The sequence below is a fragment of the Marivirga sp. genome (assembly GCF_051117495.1).
Classification (GTDB): Bacteria; Bacteroidota; Bacteroidia; order Cytophagales; family Cyclobacteriaceae; genus Marivirga.
This window is the reverse complement of sequence record NZ_JBNPEF010000027.1, coordinates 66,931-85,892: the sequence shown is the minus strand read 5'-3', so window position 1 is coordinate 85,892 and position 18,962 is coordinate 66,931. Positions and strand designations below refer to the sequence as shown.

Genomic DNA, 18,962 nt, shown 5'->3' with positions numbered 1-18,962 from the left:
ACCTAAAATCCGCAGGTAAAAAGGAAAATAAGCCGTAAAATACTTATCGCTAAGACTTTACGGCTTCAGTGTTTTCACCTATATTGGTGATGCAAACAAACACTGATATGAAGGTAATAAATTCAAAACAGATCAGCCCATTTGGCGGCTTGAATTTTGTTATAAAAGCTCTTGATAACCTATCAATAGGCAGTATATTAAACAATGAACTTCCTGATCTACCCAAGCAAAGTCAATTTGGTTGGAGGGATATTCTTTATAATTTTTGGTCAATTTATTTTTGCGGGGGTGATTGCATAGAAGACCTTTCGGACAATTTAAAACATACATTGAAGGACAATCCCCTTCTGAGGAGTTGCAGTCCTGACAGCTTGTTGAAAAGAATGAAAGAACTTTCCGTTCCTTCAAAGGAATTTGGTACGCCTCGGGGTAATTCCTCTCACCAATTTAGCTTTAACGATAGGCTTAATGAGCTTAACATCAAATTGTTAAATACAGCAGGCCTAATTAAAGATAGTGGACATCCTGTTGTACTGGACTATGACAATACCTTGATTTTCACAGAAAAATCAGATGCTAAAAAAACCTATAAAAAGGCCTTTGGCTATGCCCCAGGGGTGGGCATAATTGAAGATAAGGTCGTGTATGTTGAAAACAGAAACGGAAACAGTGATGCCCAAACTTTACAGCAGGATACATTGGCAAGGATGTTTTCCTTGCTTAAAAAGCAGGGGGTGAAAGTAGATGTTTTTAGGGCTGATTCCGCTTCCTATCAATTATCGACCTTGCTTGAGGTTGTTGAAAATGTGGACAAGTTTTATATAAAAGCAAGAATGAACGCTCAACTCTATAATACCATAAATACCATAGAAAATTGGGAAAAGGTAGAGATAGATGGCGAAGAAGCCTACAGGGCATCAATAGAATTCTCACCCTTCAAACAAGCTGCAAGCCGGCTTAAGTATAAAAAACCCTTAAAGAATTATAGATATGTTGTCACCAAAATCAAAAGAAATGATGGACAACTCAACCTGTTTACAGGCGAGGATTATACTTACAGTGCCATTATCACAAATGATAAGGGTTTAAGCAATGACCAGGTGGTATTCTTTTATAATCAAAGAGGGAAAATCGAACGGGAATTTGATGCATTAAAAAATGATTTTGGATGGGGCAACTTGCCTTTCTCGAAATTGGAACAAAACACTGTATTCCTGCTTTTTTCCGCAATCTGTAAGAATTTATATGCCCATATCATCAAAGAATTTTCAAAGAGGGTAAAGGGGTTGAAGGCAAACTTCAGAATAAAAAAGTTCATATTTAGGTTTATATGCACTCCTGCAAAATGGGTTAAGAACGCCCGCAGTTGGAAGCTTAGGATATATGGAAGTTTAGCATTTGAAACTTAACAAAATTTTAAACCCCAACAAACCTCTTGTTAAAATTACAAATAAGCTGAAGAGCTAATAGGATTAGTATGACCAAAATATTAAAATACTTGAAGGAAAACATGAAACTGCTACTACCAGTCTTGTTTTCCTTTAAAAACAAGGGTATAAAAAGTAAAATCATTAAAAAATTAATTAAAATGGATCGATATAATATAGACCTGCGGATTTTAGGTACAAAGGAGGACGAGATGGGGAATTATGTCAGTAGCCCGAAGGTCAGACTGGATTTAGCGCATATCAGGCCAGATACACCGCACATTTCGAATGCGTTTTGTTTCGCAATACGCTTGGTGAGGGAATTAATACTTTATAAAAAATAAAATTCAACCTTTCCCATCCATTATAAAGTTAACAGCCATATCAATATGCAAATCAGTAGTGGCCAACATAGGCAATTCAGCTTTTACATCTTTCAACAGCAGTGGTAATTCCGTGCAACCTAAAATTATGCCATCAGCTCCTTTATTTTTTAATTTATTAATTTGATTCAAATAAAATTCTTTGGCTTGATCTGAAAAAACACCTTGAGTCAATTCTTTCGATACATAAAAATGAGATTGTTCTAAATCATTGGCTTCTGGGATTATGACCTCCATCCCAAAATTATCCTCTAAAACGGAAGGAATAAATTGGCCGGTCATAGTAGGTTTATTGCCCAATAATCCTAATGTTTTAAATCCAGCATCTTGTGCTGCCCTTCCTGTGGCTATTCCTATATGTGAAATTGGGATATCAATTTTAGGCTGTACATAATCATAAACCATATGAGGGGTATTTGCACAAATAATAATGCCTTCTGCTCCTGCCTCTTGAAGCTTTTTACTCACTTCAAAATATTTAGCTTGAATCTTCTCTTTGTTTTGCTCACGCATTAATTCAATATTAATGCTATAAATTATCAATTCAGGATTGGCCTGTTTTCCAATTATATTACTTACCTTTTTATTAATTTCACTGTAATATTCAACAGTAGCGTGCCAAGATGTACCTCCTATTAGTCCCAATGTTTTCATGTATCTAGAGTTTACATTAAAAAGTCACATAGAATAGTCAAATTTCAAAAGCCAAGTCCACTAACCTTCAACGACCTGTTATATTCTTTAAAGTTGGTATGCTGGACTTATGACTATTTCATAAATAAATCTTATATTGAAAGAACTCAATTTAAAAATAAAATTAATAGTTTGAAGTAACTTAGGTTACCTATCCATCTCTTAGAATAATCAATTTGATACTTACAGAATACCCAAATTAGGGTATTGTAAACTGATACAAAAGCATATAATTTGCAATAATTTTTTATCTTCAAGCATAAAACCTAATTGACATGAATTACAAAAGCAGTACAATCGTATTATTTTTGGCTTTAATTGCTATGGTAATTTATCATTTCTATTCCGTAGAAAATGGTATTGAACAAAAACAAACAAGTGATCAGAAGCTTCAAACTGAAGAAAATCAAACTAGTTCGGACAGCGATCAAGAATTGAAGGAACATTTTTCAAGCATGATTTCCAATGGAGTTGATTCAACCATAGGGAAATTCATTTCCCAAACTACCGCTAAAGGCAAATTGGATTCAATGTTAGCCTACAGAAGAAATAATCCCGGAAAACCAGGTATTCAAAATTCTTATGGATATATTTTCGGACTTGAAAAAATGAGAGGGCTAATCCAAAGAATTGATAAGATTAATAAAGATCAAGATTCAGTTGAATTAACCGGTGTCAGAGTTTATAGAACTATTTCTAAAACAAAAGGAAAAAAATACTTTGATGTTTTCATGATAGCTGTGACTAAGGAAAATCAAGATTATCCTAATTTAGGCAACCCAGATTTACCAAAAATGCGAGAAACAGAAGATGAAGACCCTATTTTAAATTATTCAAATCCATGTCCGACAGAGTGTGATTAAATATGGAAATATTTTATAAAATTCAATCTAATCTTTCAATTTACTCGCCCTTACTTTTTATCATCATATTTATTTTTAGGAGTAAAAATCATTTTTTACGAGTAGATAAAATTCTAATAATTATAGTTTTTGTCTCGTTCTTTACCGATCTATTTTCAAGATATGCTGTTGATAGAAATTATATTTATCTATTTTTCTATTCCATAATAGATACAATTTTACTGCTCATTTTATATAAAAGTCTTTTGAATAAGGGTAACAAGCTAGTAATTCTTTTGCTAATCGTTTTTATATCAACTTTAGCAATTGAATTTTTCTATAAAAATCCTATTTATGACTTTTTTAGTTTCTCACTTACTATTAAATGTTTAATTTTCCTTATTCTTTCACTTAAATATTTCTATCAGATATACATCAATGAGGAAGATATTTTTAAAAGCAAAGCACCCGAATTTTGGTACAACGTGGGTATTCTAATTTATTTTTCTCTGGCATTTTTTCCTTTTTTTCTATCAACAGAAATAATGTCGGGTTTATTTGACTACTCATTGTGGTTTATTCATAATATTGGAAATATTTCAAAAAATATAATTTTCGCTCTTGGCTTATGGATGGTTCAAAGGAGATAATAATTCTAACGCTGGCAGTAGGGGCATCCGGTATGCTAACCTTGGCTGTTGGCATTATTCTCTTTGTATTCTTCTATCAAAGAAAATTATTAAAACGAAAAATAGCCTATCAAAAAGTGGAGGATTTGCTGAATGAACAGGAATTAAAAAATACTTACTCGCTTTTAGAGGGGCAGGAAAAAGAACGGCAAAGAGTTTCCAAAGAGCTTCATGATAACTTAGGCAGTCTATTGGTTACTGCCAACTTATCAATCGATGCCTTGCCCAAAGAGCAGATGGATGATAATATCCGGGAAAAAATCACCAAAATAGATGGATTGATTCAAAAAGCTGCAAACGAAACTAGGAAGATATCACACAGTCTGGACTCCGGTCTTTTGAAGCATTTTGGGTTAGAGGCTTCATTAAAGGATTTGGCTTCCACCCTTGATGAGTTAACCCATTTAAAAACACATTTTGATATACAATTAAACAGCCCTTTTTCAAATGAAATCAATACAGAATTGTACAGAATTATTCAAGAATTGGTCAATAACACGTTAAAACATGCTCAAGCTAAAAATATTAGGTTGGAAGTTTTAGAATTGAAAAACAAATATCTTAATATCATCTATGAGGATGATGGGCTAGGTTTTGACTTAAATAATAATGAAAGTGTAAAAGGCCTTGGCCTACAAAATATCGATAAAAGAGTGAGTAAATTAAATGGAAAAATAACGGTAGATTCTGCACCCGAAAAAGGAGTTGCTGTCATTATAGAAATACCTTTCAATGAATAAAATTAAAATCATATTGGCGGATGACCATCAGATGATCTTGGATGGGTTGTCTGAAGTTTTGAAAAATCATCAGGATCTGGAATTAATAGGACAATTTTCTAACGGCAAAAAAGTAATCGAATTTGTTAAGGCCAATGAGGTGGATGTAGCCATAATGGATATTAACATGCCTGAAATGGACGGTATTAGTTGCGCTAAAATTCTAAAAATGGAATATCCCAATGTTAAGGTTATTATGCTCACTATGTATGCCCAAAAATCATTTATAGACGAGATCATAAAATTGGGAATAGACGGTTGTTTATTGAAAAATAATTCAGGCAAGGAATTGTATGATGCAATTTTAAGAGTACAAAGTGGAAAGTATTATTATGATAAAATTAAAGATTTCACGGATACTACAGAGGAAATAGCTTCTTATAAATTAGGGGAAAGAGAAATTGAAATAATTAAACTTTTGGCGGAAGGAATGGGCACTAATGAAATAGCCACTAAATTATATATTTCAAAACATACGGTCAGTACCCACAGAAAAAATATTTTGCATAAAACCGGAGTCAATAATACCACGCAATTGGTTCAATTTGCCTATGAAAATAAGTTGATTTAACAGCCCAAGACCCAGCCCCGAATGTGGGCAAAAGCACGGATTGACGTTCTAATATGATTTTGTGCTTTATTTTCAACACTGTGACTCCTACTATTGTTTCGGTGCTATATTCATTGCCAGCTGGCTGATTAGGGGATCTTGTCTATCACTTCCCAAGTATGATCTGCCAACAGTTTAACTGTAGCCAAATAATTCATCTTTGTATTACTTCTACCCCATTCATTTGGGGCTATTAATGAAAGAATATCTTTGCCATCAGGGCCTTCATAAAGATAATAAGTATGATTAATAAGCGGTTCAAAATTGATTTTGGCTAGATAAATTCTTTCTGAAATCTCTACACGGCTTTTTAAGTCATTTGCTTGCTTGGCCAATAATTGCATTTGCTCATACAACTGATTCATCTGCCTGTCGGTCTGTTCGTGCATGGCGGAAACTGCCCTACCTTTTATTTTCCCTCTATCGGTAGGTTTGATGATAGCACTTCCTGAATGATGAGGAAATTCGATGGTACCCGGTTTGTCCGTAGTACCTTCTTTCATCTTCTCTAAATCAATTTTATCAATATCTATTTTTTTGCCCGATTCGCTCATATCAAAATTTATGAAATAAATTACAGCTTAACTTTGGAAAAGTTTCGTATTACCTCCGGATTTCTATTTCCATAGGATTTTCTTGCTCAACACTATCTTTAACGGATTTGTTTTCTTCGGTTTCATCACCAAATTTTCGAAATTCAGTTTTAGTGGACATATCATAAACCACGTAAAAAACTATTAGCATAAAGAGGATAGCTATCAATAGAAATATTCTAGATTTTTTCATTTTGTATTTTATTCAAATTCTGAAAACCTAATCGAATACAATTAGTTTAACATTTGCTTTTTTGCTTTAACTGTCAGATTTTTATCAAGATTTAAATGGTTGGTGTGCCACCAATCATGGATTCTACACCGGTCAGAGCCACACCGACCCGAATAACTGATTAATATTTTAAGTGACTGTCAGGTTTCTGTAAATTAATTCCTGCGATAATTGCTAACTGACAATCAATTGTATAATCCAAACTTGACAGGTTTTGATTGTAAGCTATTCTTCTTCCTCCTCATCCATAAATCCAAAAAGTGAAAACCGTTCTTTCAACTGCAATTCTTTCATAAAGTTATAATAAACCATGATACCTGATTGCAAAACATCCAAGCTTATTCGCTCATTCACGCTATGAATACTATTAATATCATCCTCCGTCACCACAGCAGGAATCAAACCATAAGAGGGAATACCATAAGATCTGAACAAGCTGTTGTCACTAGTAGCAGGGAATAAAAAAGGAATTGTTTCCGCCTCGGGATAGCTAATAGCCAAGGCATCTTCCAAGGCCTTATAGTATTTATTTAATCTGGAAGGTGGTGCTTCCGGACTTTCTGATATAACCGATACTTTGATATTATCATTATCCAATTTCCTTTCGATATAACGAATAAAGCTCTTGGACGAAGTTCCAGGTACCAACCTGCAATCTAAAACCGCTGTTGCTGAGGTACTGATTTGATTGGGTGGCCCCGGTGGATTATAAATATTGGTTACGGTCACTGTATTGGTTAATAAGGAAGATAAAAATGGTTCGCGTTCAATTTGCTTCCTTACAAAAGGCGCCAAAATAGACCAATTAATATTCCTAATAAAAAATCCTCTAATACCACCCTCTGCCCTTCCTAATCTTCTAAACATTCTTCTGGTGCTGGTATTAAAAAGCAATAAAACCTTTCTATTGGTAATATTATTTAAACTATTGATCAATTGAATATTGGCATAATCAGATGATGGTGCTGCACCATGTCCTGCAGCATTACTGATAATTTTAAGCTGTAACCATAAACTTTGTTTTTCCGCTATAGAAACACCAAAAACCACTTTTCCGGGATCATTTTGTAAAACATTTTTATAGCCAGCTCCACCCTCACCTAAAACAGCAACCGCATTTAATTCATCTTCAAAGTTTTCCATCAAGTATTTTGCTCCCTTATCTCCCCCCGTTTCCTCCGCAGAAACAAAAAGTACAGTAATATTGAAAGGTAATGCTGCTGTATCGTAATCATGCTGGAATGCTTCCAGTGCCTTTAATTGCATAACCCCAAGTCCTTTTGCATCCAAAGCCCCACGTCCATGAATGTATTCTCCATCAAAATGACCACTATAAGGGTCATGTTTCCAAATATCTAAATCCTCGGCAGGAACCACATCAATATGACTTTGTAAGATAATATTGGGCTTTCCACTACTTAAAGGATAAAGTGATGCCGCAAGGTTATAATTATCCGAAAAATTGGAAAAAACCCTTAAATGTAAATCTGTGGTTAAAATGTAATCTTCAATAAAAATGGCCGCTTCCTTTTCGTTTCCTGAAACACTTTCTCTTTGAATGTAGGCTGAAAGTAAATCGATAGACTCAGCTAGTGAAACTGATGGAGGTAGTTTGATTGAGTCGGTTTTATTTTGAGCTAAAGCAGAAGTGGAAAAAAATACAATACATAGCACAAAAAATCTTATCATATTTTCAGGTAATTTTATCTTCAATCCACAAATAGGTAATACTCATTAGAAACAGTACGAAGAACCACATTGTTATGGATTCACGATTATAATTTAAAGCTTTCTGCTGAGTAACCGAATCCTCAAAATTAAGATAATTTAAGTAATCATAATTGTAATTGGATAAGAATTCTGATTGACTTGCTTGAGTTTCTGAATGCACGTAAAACGGAATAGATTCAGTTTGATTTTCTAATTGAATAAAGTGCCAACCTTCCGCTTGGGGATAAAACATAAAATGATGCCTTTCGGGAAATAAAAAATCCCTTTTTGATGTCAATTTCAGCCTGTCTGATTGCGGAGTTATAATAGAAATCTCCTCTATTTTTTCAGCAGTCCAAGCCCTGAAAAAGAAAGGCTGATATTGTATTGACCATTCGGTTTTATCATAAAATAGTCCTTCGGATTTTTGGATTAAATCATTAAAAATAGGTGACCAAAGTTGAGAATATTCTTCCTCTTTACCGGATAATTTTAATTGAAAACTATTTTGAAAATTAATGACTCCTAATATCATCTCAGGAAAAACCTTTCTAAAAATAGCATTTTGAGCCACTTCATCTAAATTATATAAATTACTGAATTGTAAATACTTATAGTTATCCGACTCAAGTAAATTATCGCTTGTGCTAAAAATATTAGTCAAATTAGATTTATCTAAATCAAGCTGAATTTGGCTGTTTGGATTGCTTCTGAAGATCAAACTTCCCTTATTTTCTTTTAGCTTATTCAAATAAAGATTTTGCGCATTTCGACTTAAATCATCCCAAGCTTTGGCATCAATAAAAAGCACTTTTAAATCTTGAGCCACCCCCCTATTGATTGTTAATGAATCATGCCAATTGAAAAATGAGGATTTGAATTTATCTTTGGAAATTTGTGTCCTTTGGTAAACCGAATGCTCCTTTGATTTCAAATAATCCGCTAAGAATTTCCATTCAAAATCAGGGACTGCAGAAAGGATTTGCATTACATAATTTTCTGGCTTCTCAACTGTAACTGCCAAATGATACTGAGCATCATCAGTTGAAATATCCGCTAAAACATAGCCAGTCATTTTAGGGAGCACAGATATATTGCAATTTCCATTCTTAGATAAATTTTTTGAGACGGTATCCTGACCCATCAAGGCCTTAATTTTAATTTTTTTGTTTTCAAGATTTTTGATTTTGATACTAAGACTATCACCCAATGCAATGAATTTAGGGTAATGGAGTTGAATGCCCTTTTGAATGTCAATATCTTTTCGAAATTGATAATCTACAGGATTCAGGTGTGGTAAATAGCCGTAAACAAAAGCAGTGTCAATTAGAAAATCCAGTTCATTAAGCGAAGTTTCTTTCTCATTTTCTACTGTCATAAAACTTCCATTTTGATTCTGTATTAAGATGCTTAAATCATATTGTTTATCTAAAGAATCAATACTGCTTTTAGAAATTTGTTGGCTTACAATCACTACTGATTTCCTAGGTTTTTCTGTTAAAACATAAGGTGATAAATAAATGATATACAATGAGATAAGCACCCAGGATAAAGCTATAATTCTTAACCATTTTCTAGGCTTATTCTTTTGGAATTCCCAATAAACACTTAAAAACCATAGCCCCAGAAATACAGCCAAATGCCAAAGCTCAAATGATTTTTCAAACGCTATATCAGATATCCAATCAATCATTCTCTAATTCATAATAGGTTTTGTGCAATGTACTTTCCATGCTTTTCGACCGGCTTCCTTTTTTCATTTCATCCAGACTCAACATATCTTCCATAATGATAAGAATAGCAGTTAAATCCCGCATTGATTTGTTGGATTGAAATTGCTTAATACTAGCCAAAAGACTTCCGTAGCGAACGGGTTCAGAGGTTATTTTTTCCACTAATTTATCCGTAAAAAGATTAAGGTTTTTTTCTGCAGATTTTAAATCCTTTCTCTGATAAGCCTTTATAAGTTGGTTATATGTATCAGCAAGCAATTCCTCAAATGGCATTTCTCCTAATTCATGTTCTGATGTTTTGGCCTTTATTTTGTCCAAATCGCCCGTTAATCGTTTTTTATCCTTATCTAATGGAGGTGGCTCAAAGCCCATTCTTTCCACATAAATTCTAGAAGCACGCTTAACATCCTTAATGAGTTTTAGGGCTTTATACTCATAAGGAAGGGCTTCCTTAGGTTTGTAGGTTCTCAAGAACAATTCTGCTTCCCACATATTAGCCAAAGCTTCTTTAAGTTTAGCCTTTACTTCAGCATCCAAAAAAGTCGATAATTCTGAATCATCGTGGGCGTGAACATAAGCTTCCAATTCAGGGGTTTCATTGAAGATGGGATTAGAAAAATTGCCCTCAGATTCATTTTCATGGCCTTCATGCGTATCATGATCATGTTCTTCTTCCTCATGCGCTAAATCACCATGATCGTGCCCTGAATGATCAATTTCTCCCAATCCGCCAGTAGTTTCAAATTCTTCTCCCAAAAAGACCCCATATCTCAGGCGTAATAATTTCTGGTCTGCCCCAATTGTATTGCTTCTTTGTTCAAACTCTTCTTGGGGGATTTGATTTTTTTCTTCTAAAAGTGCTTCTGTATCTATAATGATTTGTCTCTGACTTTTGAAATATTCTGCTTCATTGGTAAGGGCAAAACCTTCATATTCCACTAATTCTTGTTCGCTGGTATCAGCTATTGAAAGAAAATAAACATCCGTTCGGCCCATATTCGCTTTGGGTACTTTATTATCCATTGCAGCAAAGTAAAAATAGAGCTCATCACCGGGTTCTAAGGAAAATGTATCCAAGGGTAGGCTGATATTCAATTGCTGTCGTTTAAGCGTATTCAAAATGCCTAAAATGGATTGTTTCATCTCGCGGAACTTCACCGCCTCTCCTTCTCCTCTGCTTAAAGTCATAATAATGTCAGCAGAAATAATTCCATAATCATCTTCAATATCCAAATCCAGCTGAAATCCTTTGGGCACAGCCTCGAAATCAATTTCGTATCGATTTTCCTTTAAATTAGTGGATAATATGGGCGGATTATCCCTTATTACCTCTAATACTTCAGGCCTCAATGAAATTAAGCTATCTTTTTCCTGGTATTCAATTTGAAAAATAGCAGACTGATTTAAAGTGAATGTTTTTGATTGCTCAGATTTCAAATTGAAGTCGTATTGATTTTGCCATATCAAATCAAAATTGATATTCCCCTTATTTTCAAACAGCAATCGGCTTCCTTCCGGTATTTTTTGGCGCTTTTGCCATTGAAAACTTTTCAAGCCTGTATATTCTGGTGGGAATACCGAAAGCCTGTAATCAAATTCCAATTGTGGCTTTTGAATAATACTATCCTGACGTATATTTTCTTGCTTCTTGGTAGCTGAAATGTGAGATGTAGTCCTATCATCAATTTGATGAAATAATGAAATACTATACAACAATACGCTAAATATCAGCAAGATGTATAGGTTCCTTAAAGCTATTGGGAAGTTAATTTTTTGGACTGAGGGTAATTGCTCAAATACTTTTTTCTGCTGAAGTTTTTCCAGCTCATTCAAGTCCTTTTTGAAAAATAGAGATAGGCTATATTCCAATTCATCATATTCCTGATGAAGAAATTCCATAAGCTTTTGGTTGTTCCATATCAATTTTGGATTCCAAATCATAAGTAATCCTAAAGCAGAGCCTGTATAAACCACCCAAAACGCAAAAGGGACAGTCAATTGAAAGAAATTAGCGACCGCCAACAACAAAAGGATAGCGGATAAAAATGGGATTCCAACTGATAATCCTAGCCATAGATTAAAACGGCTTTTAAGCTTAGTCCAATATTTTTCGAATCCCTTATGCATGTTTCTTTTGATAGCTAATAAACCTTTCCAATAGGATCAAGATAACAATCAACCCTAATAACTCCTCTTCAAATGTTTGTGCTTTTTGGATTTCCTCTATGTTTTCATTTCTCCGAGCATGCAATGACTCAAATGAAGTATATTGATATTGAGGTTCCACTATATGTGCTATAAACTCCGTAACCACAGCCAAAAACATATCCTCATTTAGCGGATTATTGAGCCATATTTCTTTTAGGTACAATATGCTGTAAGATTGCTTCCTCTTCACTTCATAATCACTTGATATACTGTCGGTCAATACAATTTGGTTGACTTCCCGCTTTTGCATTGAATTAGTCAAAATCAATTGTGCTTCCTGCTTTTCAGATTGGACAAAATTTAGCTTCTCAAAAGTATATAAATTATTTGCTTTCAATACCTTATCCAACTTTTGCTCCATTAATTGCGGAAGCTTCTCAAAATGGATAAGTACAGTATCAAGGCTTGTATAATCTTCCTCAATATGGCGGGAATTTACAGCTGATATAAGTTCTAAATGAAAATTCAATTTAGGAATAGCTCCCACAAAATCCGTGTCCTTGAATTCATTGATGTAAATAAGTGAATCTATTTCAGGATGTTGTTTAGAAATACTTTCCAGTAGATGCCAATGATTGGATGTCTCACCAAATTCACTGATTTTTAATAGGTTGATTTCTTCATTAGAATAAGTTTTAGGGACGTTAATTCCTTCTCCCAGCAATAAAGCTTTTTCCTTTTCTGTTTCCTGAAAATTCACCCATTGAGCCAAAAGCATCACCACTAAAAACAAAATCAATAAGCGTAGCAATAACAGCGGAAGTTCAGAAAATTGGATTCTTTTGGACTGTAATGTGCTGCTTTCTTTTAAAAAACGGATGCTACCAAAAGCAATTTCCTTGGTCTTATTTTTACTCCACAAATGAATGAGAATGGGAACCGCCAAAGCGCTTAAACCCCAGAGTGCTATGGGATTAAGCCAATTCATGCCCAAGATTGGTTAAAGTGGTTCAACATCTCAAATATTGCTTTTTGGATACCCTCCTGACCATTCAATTGCGAATACGCAATACCATTTTTTGCACAGGCTTTTTCAATTCCATTTTTCCATTCTTGAACTCGATTTTGATAATCCTGAAAACCATCTTGAGTATTGGTTTGTACACTGCCCTTCCCTTCCAAATCTTTAAAAGTGAAATATTGACCATCAAATTCAAGCTTCACCTCATTCTCAAATAATAAATGAATCAGCATCACTTCTTCGGATGCCACCGCCCAATTTTTTAATAAGTCCTTAAATTCCACTTCATCGGAATAACCATCGGTAAAAATAAAAACAGTACTTTTATTTTTGATTTTTTCAGATGGACTTAAATCTTTTATGCTCATTTCTCCATTTGTCTGCAATTGAATCATTCTATAGAGAAATGTCTCAAAATCTGTTGGTGGATTATCCTGATTAAAAATATAGTATTTATCTTGTTGATTACTGGCCAAAAAAGCCAAAGAAGCTATTAAAGTACGAGCCCAATTGAATTTACTAGCGTCCTTCATCTCAAAATTCATGGAAAGACTTCTGTCCAATACGAATATGAAATCATGTTGCTTTTCCATTTCGGCCTCCTTAATCATGTAGTGGTCGGTGCGGGCATAATATTTCCAATCCAACTGCTTAAGCGAATCACCTGGGACATAGTTCCTATATTCTTTAAACTCAATTCCAAACCCCGTTTTAGGGCTTTGGTGCATACCAATCATCACCCCTTCAATATGATGTTTAATGTACAATTGAAGAGCTTTTAGTGCCTCAAAGTCAGGCATTCGAAATATTTGATTGAGCGAATTCATTGAATGTAGTTCTAAATAAAGTTTAATTTGACATATTCTTAATCCCAAAACGCTCATACGCCTCAATTAAAGAAATATTCATAATATCGGTGAAAAATTTATAATATAATCCCATAATTTAATGTAGATACAATGCGTCAGACCGTAGTATCATGAATGCTAGATACTTTTGAGTAATTCAGGAATCAAATCTTCCACTGTAAATTTTTCTGTTTTAGCCACAAAATTTAACACTACTCTATGGCGCAATACGGCCAAAGCAACCGCTTTTATATCTTCAGGAATTACAGATAAACGACCATCTAGGAATGCATGTGCTTTGGAAGCCAAAACAATGGACTGCCCTGCTCTTGGCCCAGCGCCCCAATCTACATATTGTTTTACCAAATCAATTTCAGAAGTCTGAGGACGAGTAGAACGCACAAGTTGACTAATCTTTCTTAGTAATTCCTTATCAATATGAATATCCCGAACCCAGCTTCTGGCTTTGAGGATTTCCTCCGCTGTTAAGCTTGGTTTAAGCTCATTTTTTTGATTTCCCGTAGTGAGTTCAAGGATATCAACTTCCTCTTGCTCAGCGGGGTATTGCACAACCGTATAAAATAGGAAACGGTCTAATTGTGCTTCAGGCAAAGGATAAGTTCCAGATTGCTCCAAAGGGTTTTGGGTGGCTAATAAGAAAAATGGCTTAGGTAAATCATAGGTCTTACCAGCATAGGTAACTTCACGTTCTTGCATGGCCTCCAATAGAGCAGACTGTGTTTTAGGTGGCGTTCTATTGATTTCATCTGCCAATAAAATATTGGTGAAAATCGGGCCTTTATTAAATTGAAAAAAACGCTTCCCAGTGCTTCGGTCTTCTTCCAGAACTTCCATTCCGATGATGTCAGAGGGCATTAAATCAGGTGTAAACTGAACTCTATGGAAATCCAATTGCAACACTTTGGCAAGGGAACGAACTAAAAGTGTTTTTCCCAAACCTGGAACTCCTTCCAATAAAATATGCCCATCTGCCAATAAAGCCATAAAAACCTCGCTGACCACGTTTTCTTGTCCGATGATGGCTTTTGAAAGCTCCTTTCGGGCTTCTTTAAATTTTAAAACTGTATTTTGTATTTCTTCCATTTTCAGTATCTAGTAGCTAGTATCAAGTATCTAGAAAGTATGCTAGTATTTCTAGTTATAATCTATAATGTTGCCCTTATAGGGCTAAAGTATAGTATTTTGTTTCTTATTTCCATAATGTCGTCCCTTCGGAACTTAAAAAAATGCTATTTCCATGCCTCAGTTCTTCGTCTGCTGGCACACTAGGAGCTCACATTAAAGTCTGACCTTCGGTACTGACTTTTCTTTACACTTCAAGCTTCCTACTTCTAACATTTCACCTACTTCCCATCTTACTTAAGAAACTTAATCAACCCACACCCAACACTAAACACCCTTCACTCTACCCAAAAATCGCATACATCACAATATTCACCCCGAACTTAGTATTATCTTCTGCTAGCCATCTTTTGTTTCTGAAATCATAATCCCATTCGCAACCATAATCTTTATTGCTATAGAGCACTCTTATTTTGCCGTCCTTTTCAATGGCCTTTAAATAATCATGGACGATATCATCTCCCCAGCCATTCAATTCTTGAGATGTAGTGGGTGGACCATCTTCAAATTCGAAAAAACTGAAATAGATCGGATGGTCATTAGGTATTTTCTTTAATGCATCATCACCATAAATTTCAGCCATCTGGCTTTCAAAGGATTTTGCAAATAGTCCGTCTATGTCATGATTGCAATCGTCCACAAAGATGAAACCTCCATTATCAATATATTTAATGAAATTTTCCTTTTCAGCCTGAGTGAACTGCACCAATTTATGACCACTTAAATAGCAAAAAGGGCACTCATAAATCTCCTCGCTGCTCAAGGGCACCACCCTTTCCTGGGTATCAACCGGAATATTAGTATATTCAATGAGCGAATTTAAGAGATTGCTTGGCATCCTTTGATCCACATTCCAATCTCCTGATTCATATTGCAAGCGTGTGAAGAAAAATTTATTCATTTCACGAGTTTACGGTAAAAAAAGAATGTGAACAATCAATTCTTAGGTAATTATATAAATGGTCAGAAAAGTGAATTATTGGACAATATTATCTTAGTCTTTCATATTGGTTCTTTTTTATAAAATCTGCCAAAATTCATTTCTTCACTTAACTAAACACTAGGGCTAATAACCGATAATAATTGATGAAGAATAGATTAAACTCAATTTCGAATCAATACTTTTCCTTGAGCAAATTGATTTTCATCATCTCTGATTCTGTAAATATATAGTCCTTCATGAAATGAATTCAAATCAAGGAAATTTCGATCATTTGGAATTGGAAATGAAATGATTTCTAGTCCTTGCAAATTGTAGAAAGTGATGAATGCATCAGGTTTAGCTTCTTTCGCAAAAACCTTTAAGTCTTGATTGATCAATAATGGATTAGGATAAAGGATGAAATCTGCATCATTAACAAAATAAGTGGACTGGGTTTGGCTAATGACACTTTCCCCATTGGAAAAATTTATCACAACCCTTGATTCATTAAACCCATTGATTGGTTGCTCTTCTATATATTTCAAATCGAACGTAATAACATCAAGCTCGGCCAATAAATCCCAACTATTTTCTAGCTCATTTCTTTTTTGAATTTGAATTTTATCAACTCCATTTACGGATGATAAAAGAATATTATGGTAAATACCTTCTCCTTGAACAGCCTCTACAAAATAGGCCTCTAAGAAACAATTTGAGGCCTGCAAATTTAAATCAATTGCTCCTCCTTGAATTAAGGGTTTATTATTTTTAAATGCTTGAACTTTTAAAAAAGAACTGCTCAAATCTGATTTGTTAATAGTGACACTTGTATCTTGAGTGCTCAAAAATGATTTCATTTCACTTCCCTCTAGGTTAAAAAGTTTATAGTAATCCACCTCATCAATCGATTTCCAATAAAAAGATAAGGAATCAGTGCAATCAAATCCTACTTTTAAGCGAAGTGGTTCTGATATAGAAAAGGTATCACTTAAATATGTTTTATCATTCACTTCCATCTTCAACTGGGCATGGTCATTTACTATCTCAGGATCCCATCTATAATTTTCCGTTTTTAATGGGATATTTTCTTCAATCAATTGCCAATCTTCCTCTGAAATCATTTTATAATACAAATTCCCTGTTTGATTTGCTGAATAACTACTTTCCCATCTAAGATGTGAAACGGTTTCGCCATTGTATGGAATATTATCTTTATACGTAGGACTAGTCCATCTAAAATCATTTTCAATTTCCCAATCATACACAATGGAAAAAACCTGTGATGTATCTAATGGATATTGACTACTAACTACAATTTCAATGGTATCAGATTCAACTTTGGCAATATGCACTTGCTCAATATTGTTCAAATGGTCTTTTCCTTTTTTTGCTGATTCCTCCAATGACACAATATTGGGCTCGGTTGATAGAACCCATGGAAGATGGATATGATTATTTCCTTCCAACACCTGAATATTCAAGTCATTAATTAAAGCTATTTCATCATTTGGAGTGGCGGGTGGATCAGTCCAAACTAATGTGGCTTTAAGATTTACCACATTTTCAGGTATAGCTATTTTATATTTCTTTACATCTGCAAACTCGATTTTATCTTGAATAAAATGTTCTTCCTCAAGTTGTAAAATGGCTTCATAAGCATTTAAACTACCATAGCCAGTTTTATGATCTGGCCCTAAAGCTCCGATATCGTCAGCACTATTAATCAAAAAAGCCTTAGCCAAAGATGAAGGCATATCAGTACTATATTTTTGACGATATGCCTGATGTAATAATAAGCTTACGCCACTCACATAAGCAGCCGAATTAGATGTTCCGGTCATACTATAAGCAACAAGTTCCGGTTTTATCCTTCCATCAAAAGCCGGCCCGTTACTATTAAGAACAATTGTATTCATAGCGGTATCTACAGCGCCAACTGTTAATACATTCTTAGCGAGTTTAAAATTTCCTGTGATATTTGCATAGCCAGTAATATCCTGATATCTACCATGATCAGCACTTTCTAAACCAGCATTGCCTGCTGAAAAAATATGCAAAATATGGGGTGCTTTATAAATTTGTTGATCATAAAGAGAAGCGCCTACTCCGTAAAATGATTCTACTCCAGTACCATAAGAATGATTTTGGGTGTTAATGCCATTAGCAGTAAAATATTCAATAGGATTTGGAATAACATCCTCATTTGAACTGGATGTATGAAAGGATTTAGGTGCAACACCAAGACCCGTTAAAGACGAATTTCCATTTCCAGAAATAATGATGACCATTTCCAAAGCATGATTATCTATAAATTCACTTTCGGTTTCAGTATTTACATAACGCCCGGTAATGTCTATATCACTAGTATCATAAAAAGGCTCTTTTAAGCTTATTAATTCACCTGCTCCATTTAAATATGTAAAATATGCCTGAATTGCATTTATCCTATTTGGATGTAAATTAAGATCCAGCACATTAACCTTACTTTTAGTAATACTTGGCTGTTTTTCTATGTAAGTAATAAATGATTTATTAAGAAGTTTAGAAACAGGCATACGAACAATTGTTAGGGAATAAAGACCGTCTTGCAACTTAATTGCATTTATCTTAGATTCTAATTTGATGAATTCTTGCCACTGTAGTTCATCGATTACTTGTACTAGGTAATCACCATGTAAAATAGAATTATCATTTATCTTAGTTATGTTTGAGGATTTCCAAAAATTGTTGACTGGGTAAACAGATACATATTTTAACAATTTACTTCTATTGATTTCTTCTAATGAATCAAAAAGCACTATATATGAGTTATTTAGTAACTTTTTTACTACCTCTATACCTTTTAAATCATTAAAAAATGATATATCTTCTGATATAGGCTTCATTAAATAGTAATTACCATTACTTATATTATTCGATGAACTTATAGACGGGCCAATTCTATAAGATGAAGCATATCTATGATTCTCTTGAGCTAATAATGGAACACTACAAATCAAGCTAAAATATAATATTATTAAGCTTGTTCGAAACCATTCATTCTTGAAATACGAAATATTGAAACAATTTTTCATAAGGTTTTAGCTGTATTAAATTGTATTATATTAATTTTTTATTATATTTTATATGTTATTTAAAAATTAATCGATGTAATATTTTTAATATTCAAAATAAAAACAATATGTTGCA

15 protein-coding genes are annotated in these 18,962 nt (G+C 34.0%); 4 read left to right on the top strand and 11 right to left on the bottom strand.

Annotated features, from left to right (window positions below):
* Positions 1-107 precede the first annotated feature (107 nt).
* Entirely contained in the window at positions 108-1,409 is a 1,302-nt protein-coding gene (locus ACFE0M_RS14515; protein ID WP_434546501.1) for an IS1380 family transposase, read from the top strand.
* Between the two features lie 365 nt (positions 1,410-1,774).
* On the opposite strand, the gene ACFE0M_RS14510 is transcribed toward ACFE0M_RS14515, so the two are convergent.
* Positions 1,775-2,464 carry an aspartate/glutamate racemase family protein gene (locus ACFE0M_RS14510; RefSeq protein WP_434546500.1) on the bottom strand — a complete coding sequence of 230 codons (690 nt, stop codon included), beginning with the start codon at positions 2,462-2,464 and terminating at the stop codon, positions 1,775-1,777.
* Between the two features lie 314 nt (positions 2,465-2,778).
* Between ACFE0M_RS14510 and ACFE0M_RS14505 the strand changes: the two genes are divergently transcribed.
* The 3 genes from ACFE0M_RS14505 to ACFE0M_RS14495 all read left to right on the top strand — a co-directional run bounded on the left by ACFE0M_RS14505 (position 2,779) and on the right by ACFE0M_RS14495 (position 5,384).
* Entirely contained in the window at positions 2,779-3,366 is a 588-nt protein-coding gene (locus ACFE0M_RS14505; protein WP_434546499.1) for a hypothetical protein, read from the top strand.
* A gap of 607 nt (positions 3,367-3,973) precedes the next feature.
* Positions 3,974-4,774, top strand: a complete 801-nt coding sequence (locus ACFE0M_RS14500) for a sensor histidine kinase (protein ID WP_434546498.1) — start codon at positions 3,974-3,976, stop codon at positions 4,772-4,774.
* The gene (locus tag ACFE0M_RS14495; protein WP_434546497.1) at positions 4,767-5,384 is read left to right on the top strand and encodes a response regulator transcription factor; all 618 of its coding nucleotides are present in this window, start codon (positions 4,767-4,769) and stop codon (positions 5,382-5,384) included. Before ACFE0M_RS14500 ends, ACFE0M_RS14495 begins: the two co-directional genes overlap by 8 nt.
* 128 nt (positions 5,385-5,512) lie before the next feature.
* Here ACFE0M_RS14495 and ACFE0M_RS14490 read toward each other — a convergent pair whose 3' ends face one another.
* From ACFE0M_RS14490 to ACFE0M_RS14445, 10 genes are all read right to left on the bottom strand, one after another.
* Positions 5,513-5,977: a DUF2452 domain-containing protein gene (locus ACFE0M_RS14490; RefSeq protein ID WP_434546496.1), complete on the bottom strand. Its 465-nt coding sequence runs from the start codon at positions 5,975-5,977 to the stop codon at positions 5,513-5,515.
* Positions 5,978-6,026: 49 nt separating this feature from the next.
* On the bottom strand, positions 6,027-6,209 hold the full coding sequence (locus ACFE0M_RS14485; RefSeq protein WP_434546495.1) for a hypothetical protein: 183 nt from the start codon (positions 6,207-6,209) through the stop codon (positions 6,027-6,029).
* 264 nt (positions 6,210-6,473) lie between these two features.
* Complete coding sequence (locus ACFE0M_RS14480; RefSeq protein WP_434546494.1) at positions 6,474-7,937, bottom strand: M20/M25/M40 family metallo-hydrolase; 1,464 nt, start codon at positions 7,935-7,937, stop codon at positions 6,474-6,476.
* A 4-nt stretch (positions 7,938-7,941) separates the two neighbouring features.
* Complete coding sequence (locus ACFE0M_RS14475; protein ID WP_434546493.1) at positions 7,942-9,651, bottom strand: hypothetical protein; 1,710 nt, start codon at positions 9,649-9,651, stop codon at positions 7,942-7,944.
* Positions 9,644-11,818 carry a hypothetical protein gene (locus tag ACFE0M_RS14470; protein ID WP_434546492.1) on the bottom strand — a complete coding sequence of 725 codons (2,175 nt, stop codon included), beginning with the start codon at positions 11,816-11,818 and terminating at the stop codon, positions 9,644-9,646. Before ACFE0M_RS14470 ends, ACFE0M_RS14475 begins: the two co-directional genes overlap by 8 nt.
* A complete protein-coding gene (locus ACFE0M_RS14465) occupies positions 11,811-12,827 on the bottom strand; it encodes a BatA domain-containing protein (RefSeq protein WP_434546491.1) in 1,017 nt (338 codons plus the stop codon). Before ACFE0M_RS14465 ends, ACFE0M_RS14470 begins: the two co-directional genes overlap by 8 nt.
* A complete protein-coding gene (locus ACFE0M_RS14460) occupies positions 12,824-13,687 on the bottom strand; it encodes a DUF58 domain-containing protein (protein WP_434546490.1) in 864 nt (287 codons plus the stop codon). Before ACFE0M_RS14460 ends, ACFE0M_RS14465 begins: the two co-directional genes overlap by 4 nt.
* A gap of 159 nt (positions 13,688-13,846) precedes the next feature.
* A complete protein-coding gene (locus tag ACFE0M_RS14455; RefSeq protein WP_434546489.1) occupies positions 13,847-14,812 on the bottom strand; it encodes an AAA family ATPase in 966 nt (321 codons plus the stop codon).
* 322 nt (positions 14,813-15,134) lie between these two features.
* Positions 15,135-15,752 carry a DUF4159 domain-containing protein gene (locus ACFE0M_RS14450; protein ID WP_434546488.1) on the bottom strand — a complete coding sequence of 206 codons (618 nt, stop codon included), beginning with the start codon at positions 15,750-15,752 and terminating at the stop codon, positions 15,135-15,137.
* Positions 15,753-15,955: 203 nt separating this feature from the next.
* The gene (locus tag ACFE0M_RS14445; RefSeq protein ID WP_434546487.1) at positions 15,956-18,658 is read right to left on the bottom strand and encodes a S8 family serine peptidase; all 2,703 of its coding nucleotides are present in this window, start codon (positions 18,656-18,658) and stop codon (positions 15,956-15,958) included.
* Positions 18,659-18,962: the final 304 nt, after the last annotated feature.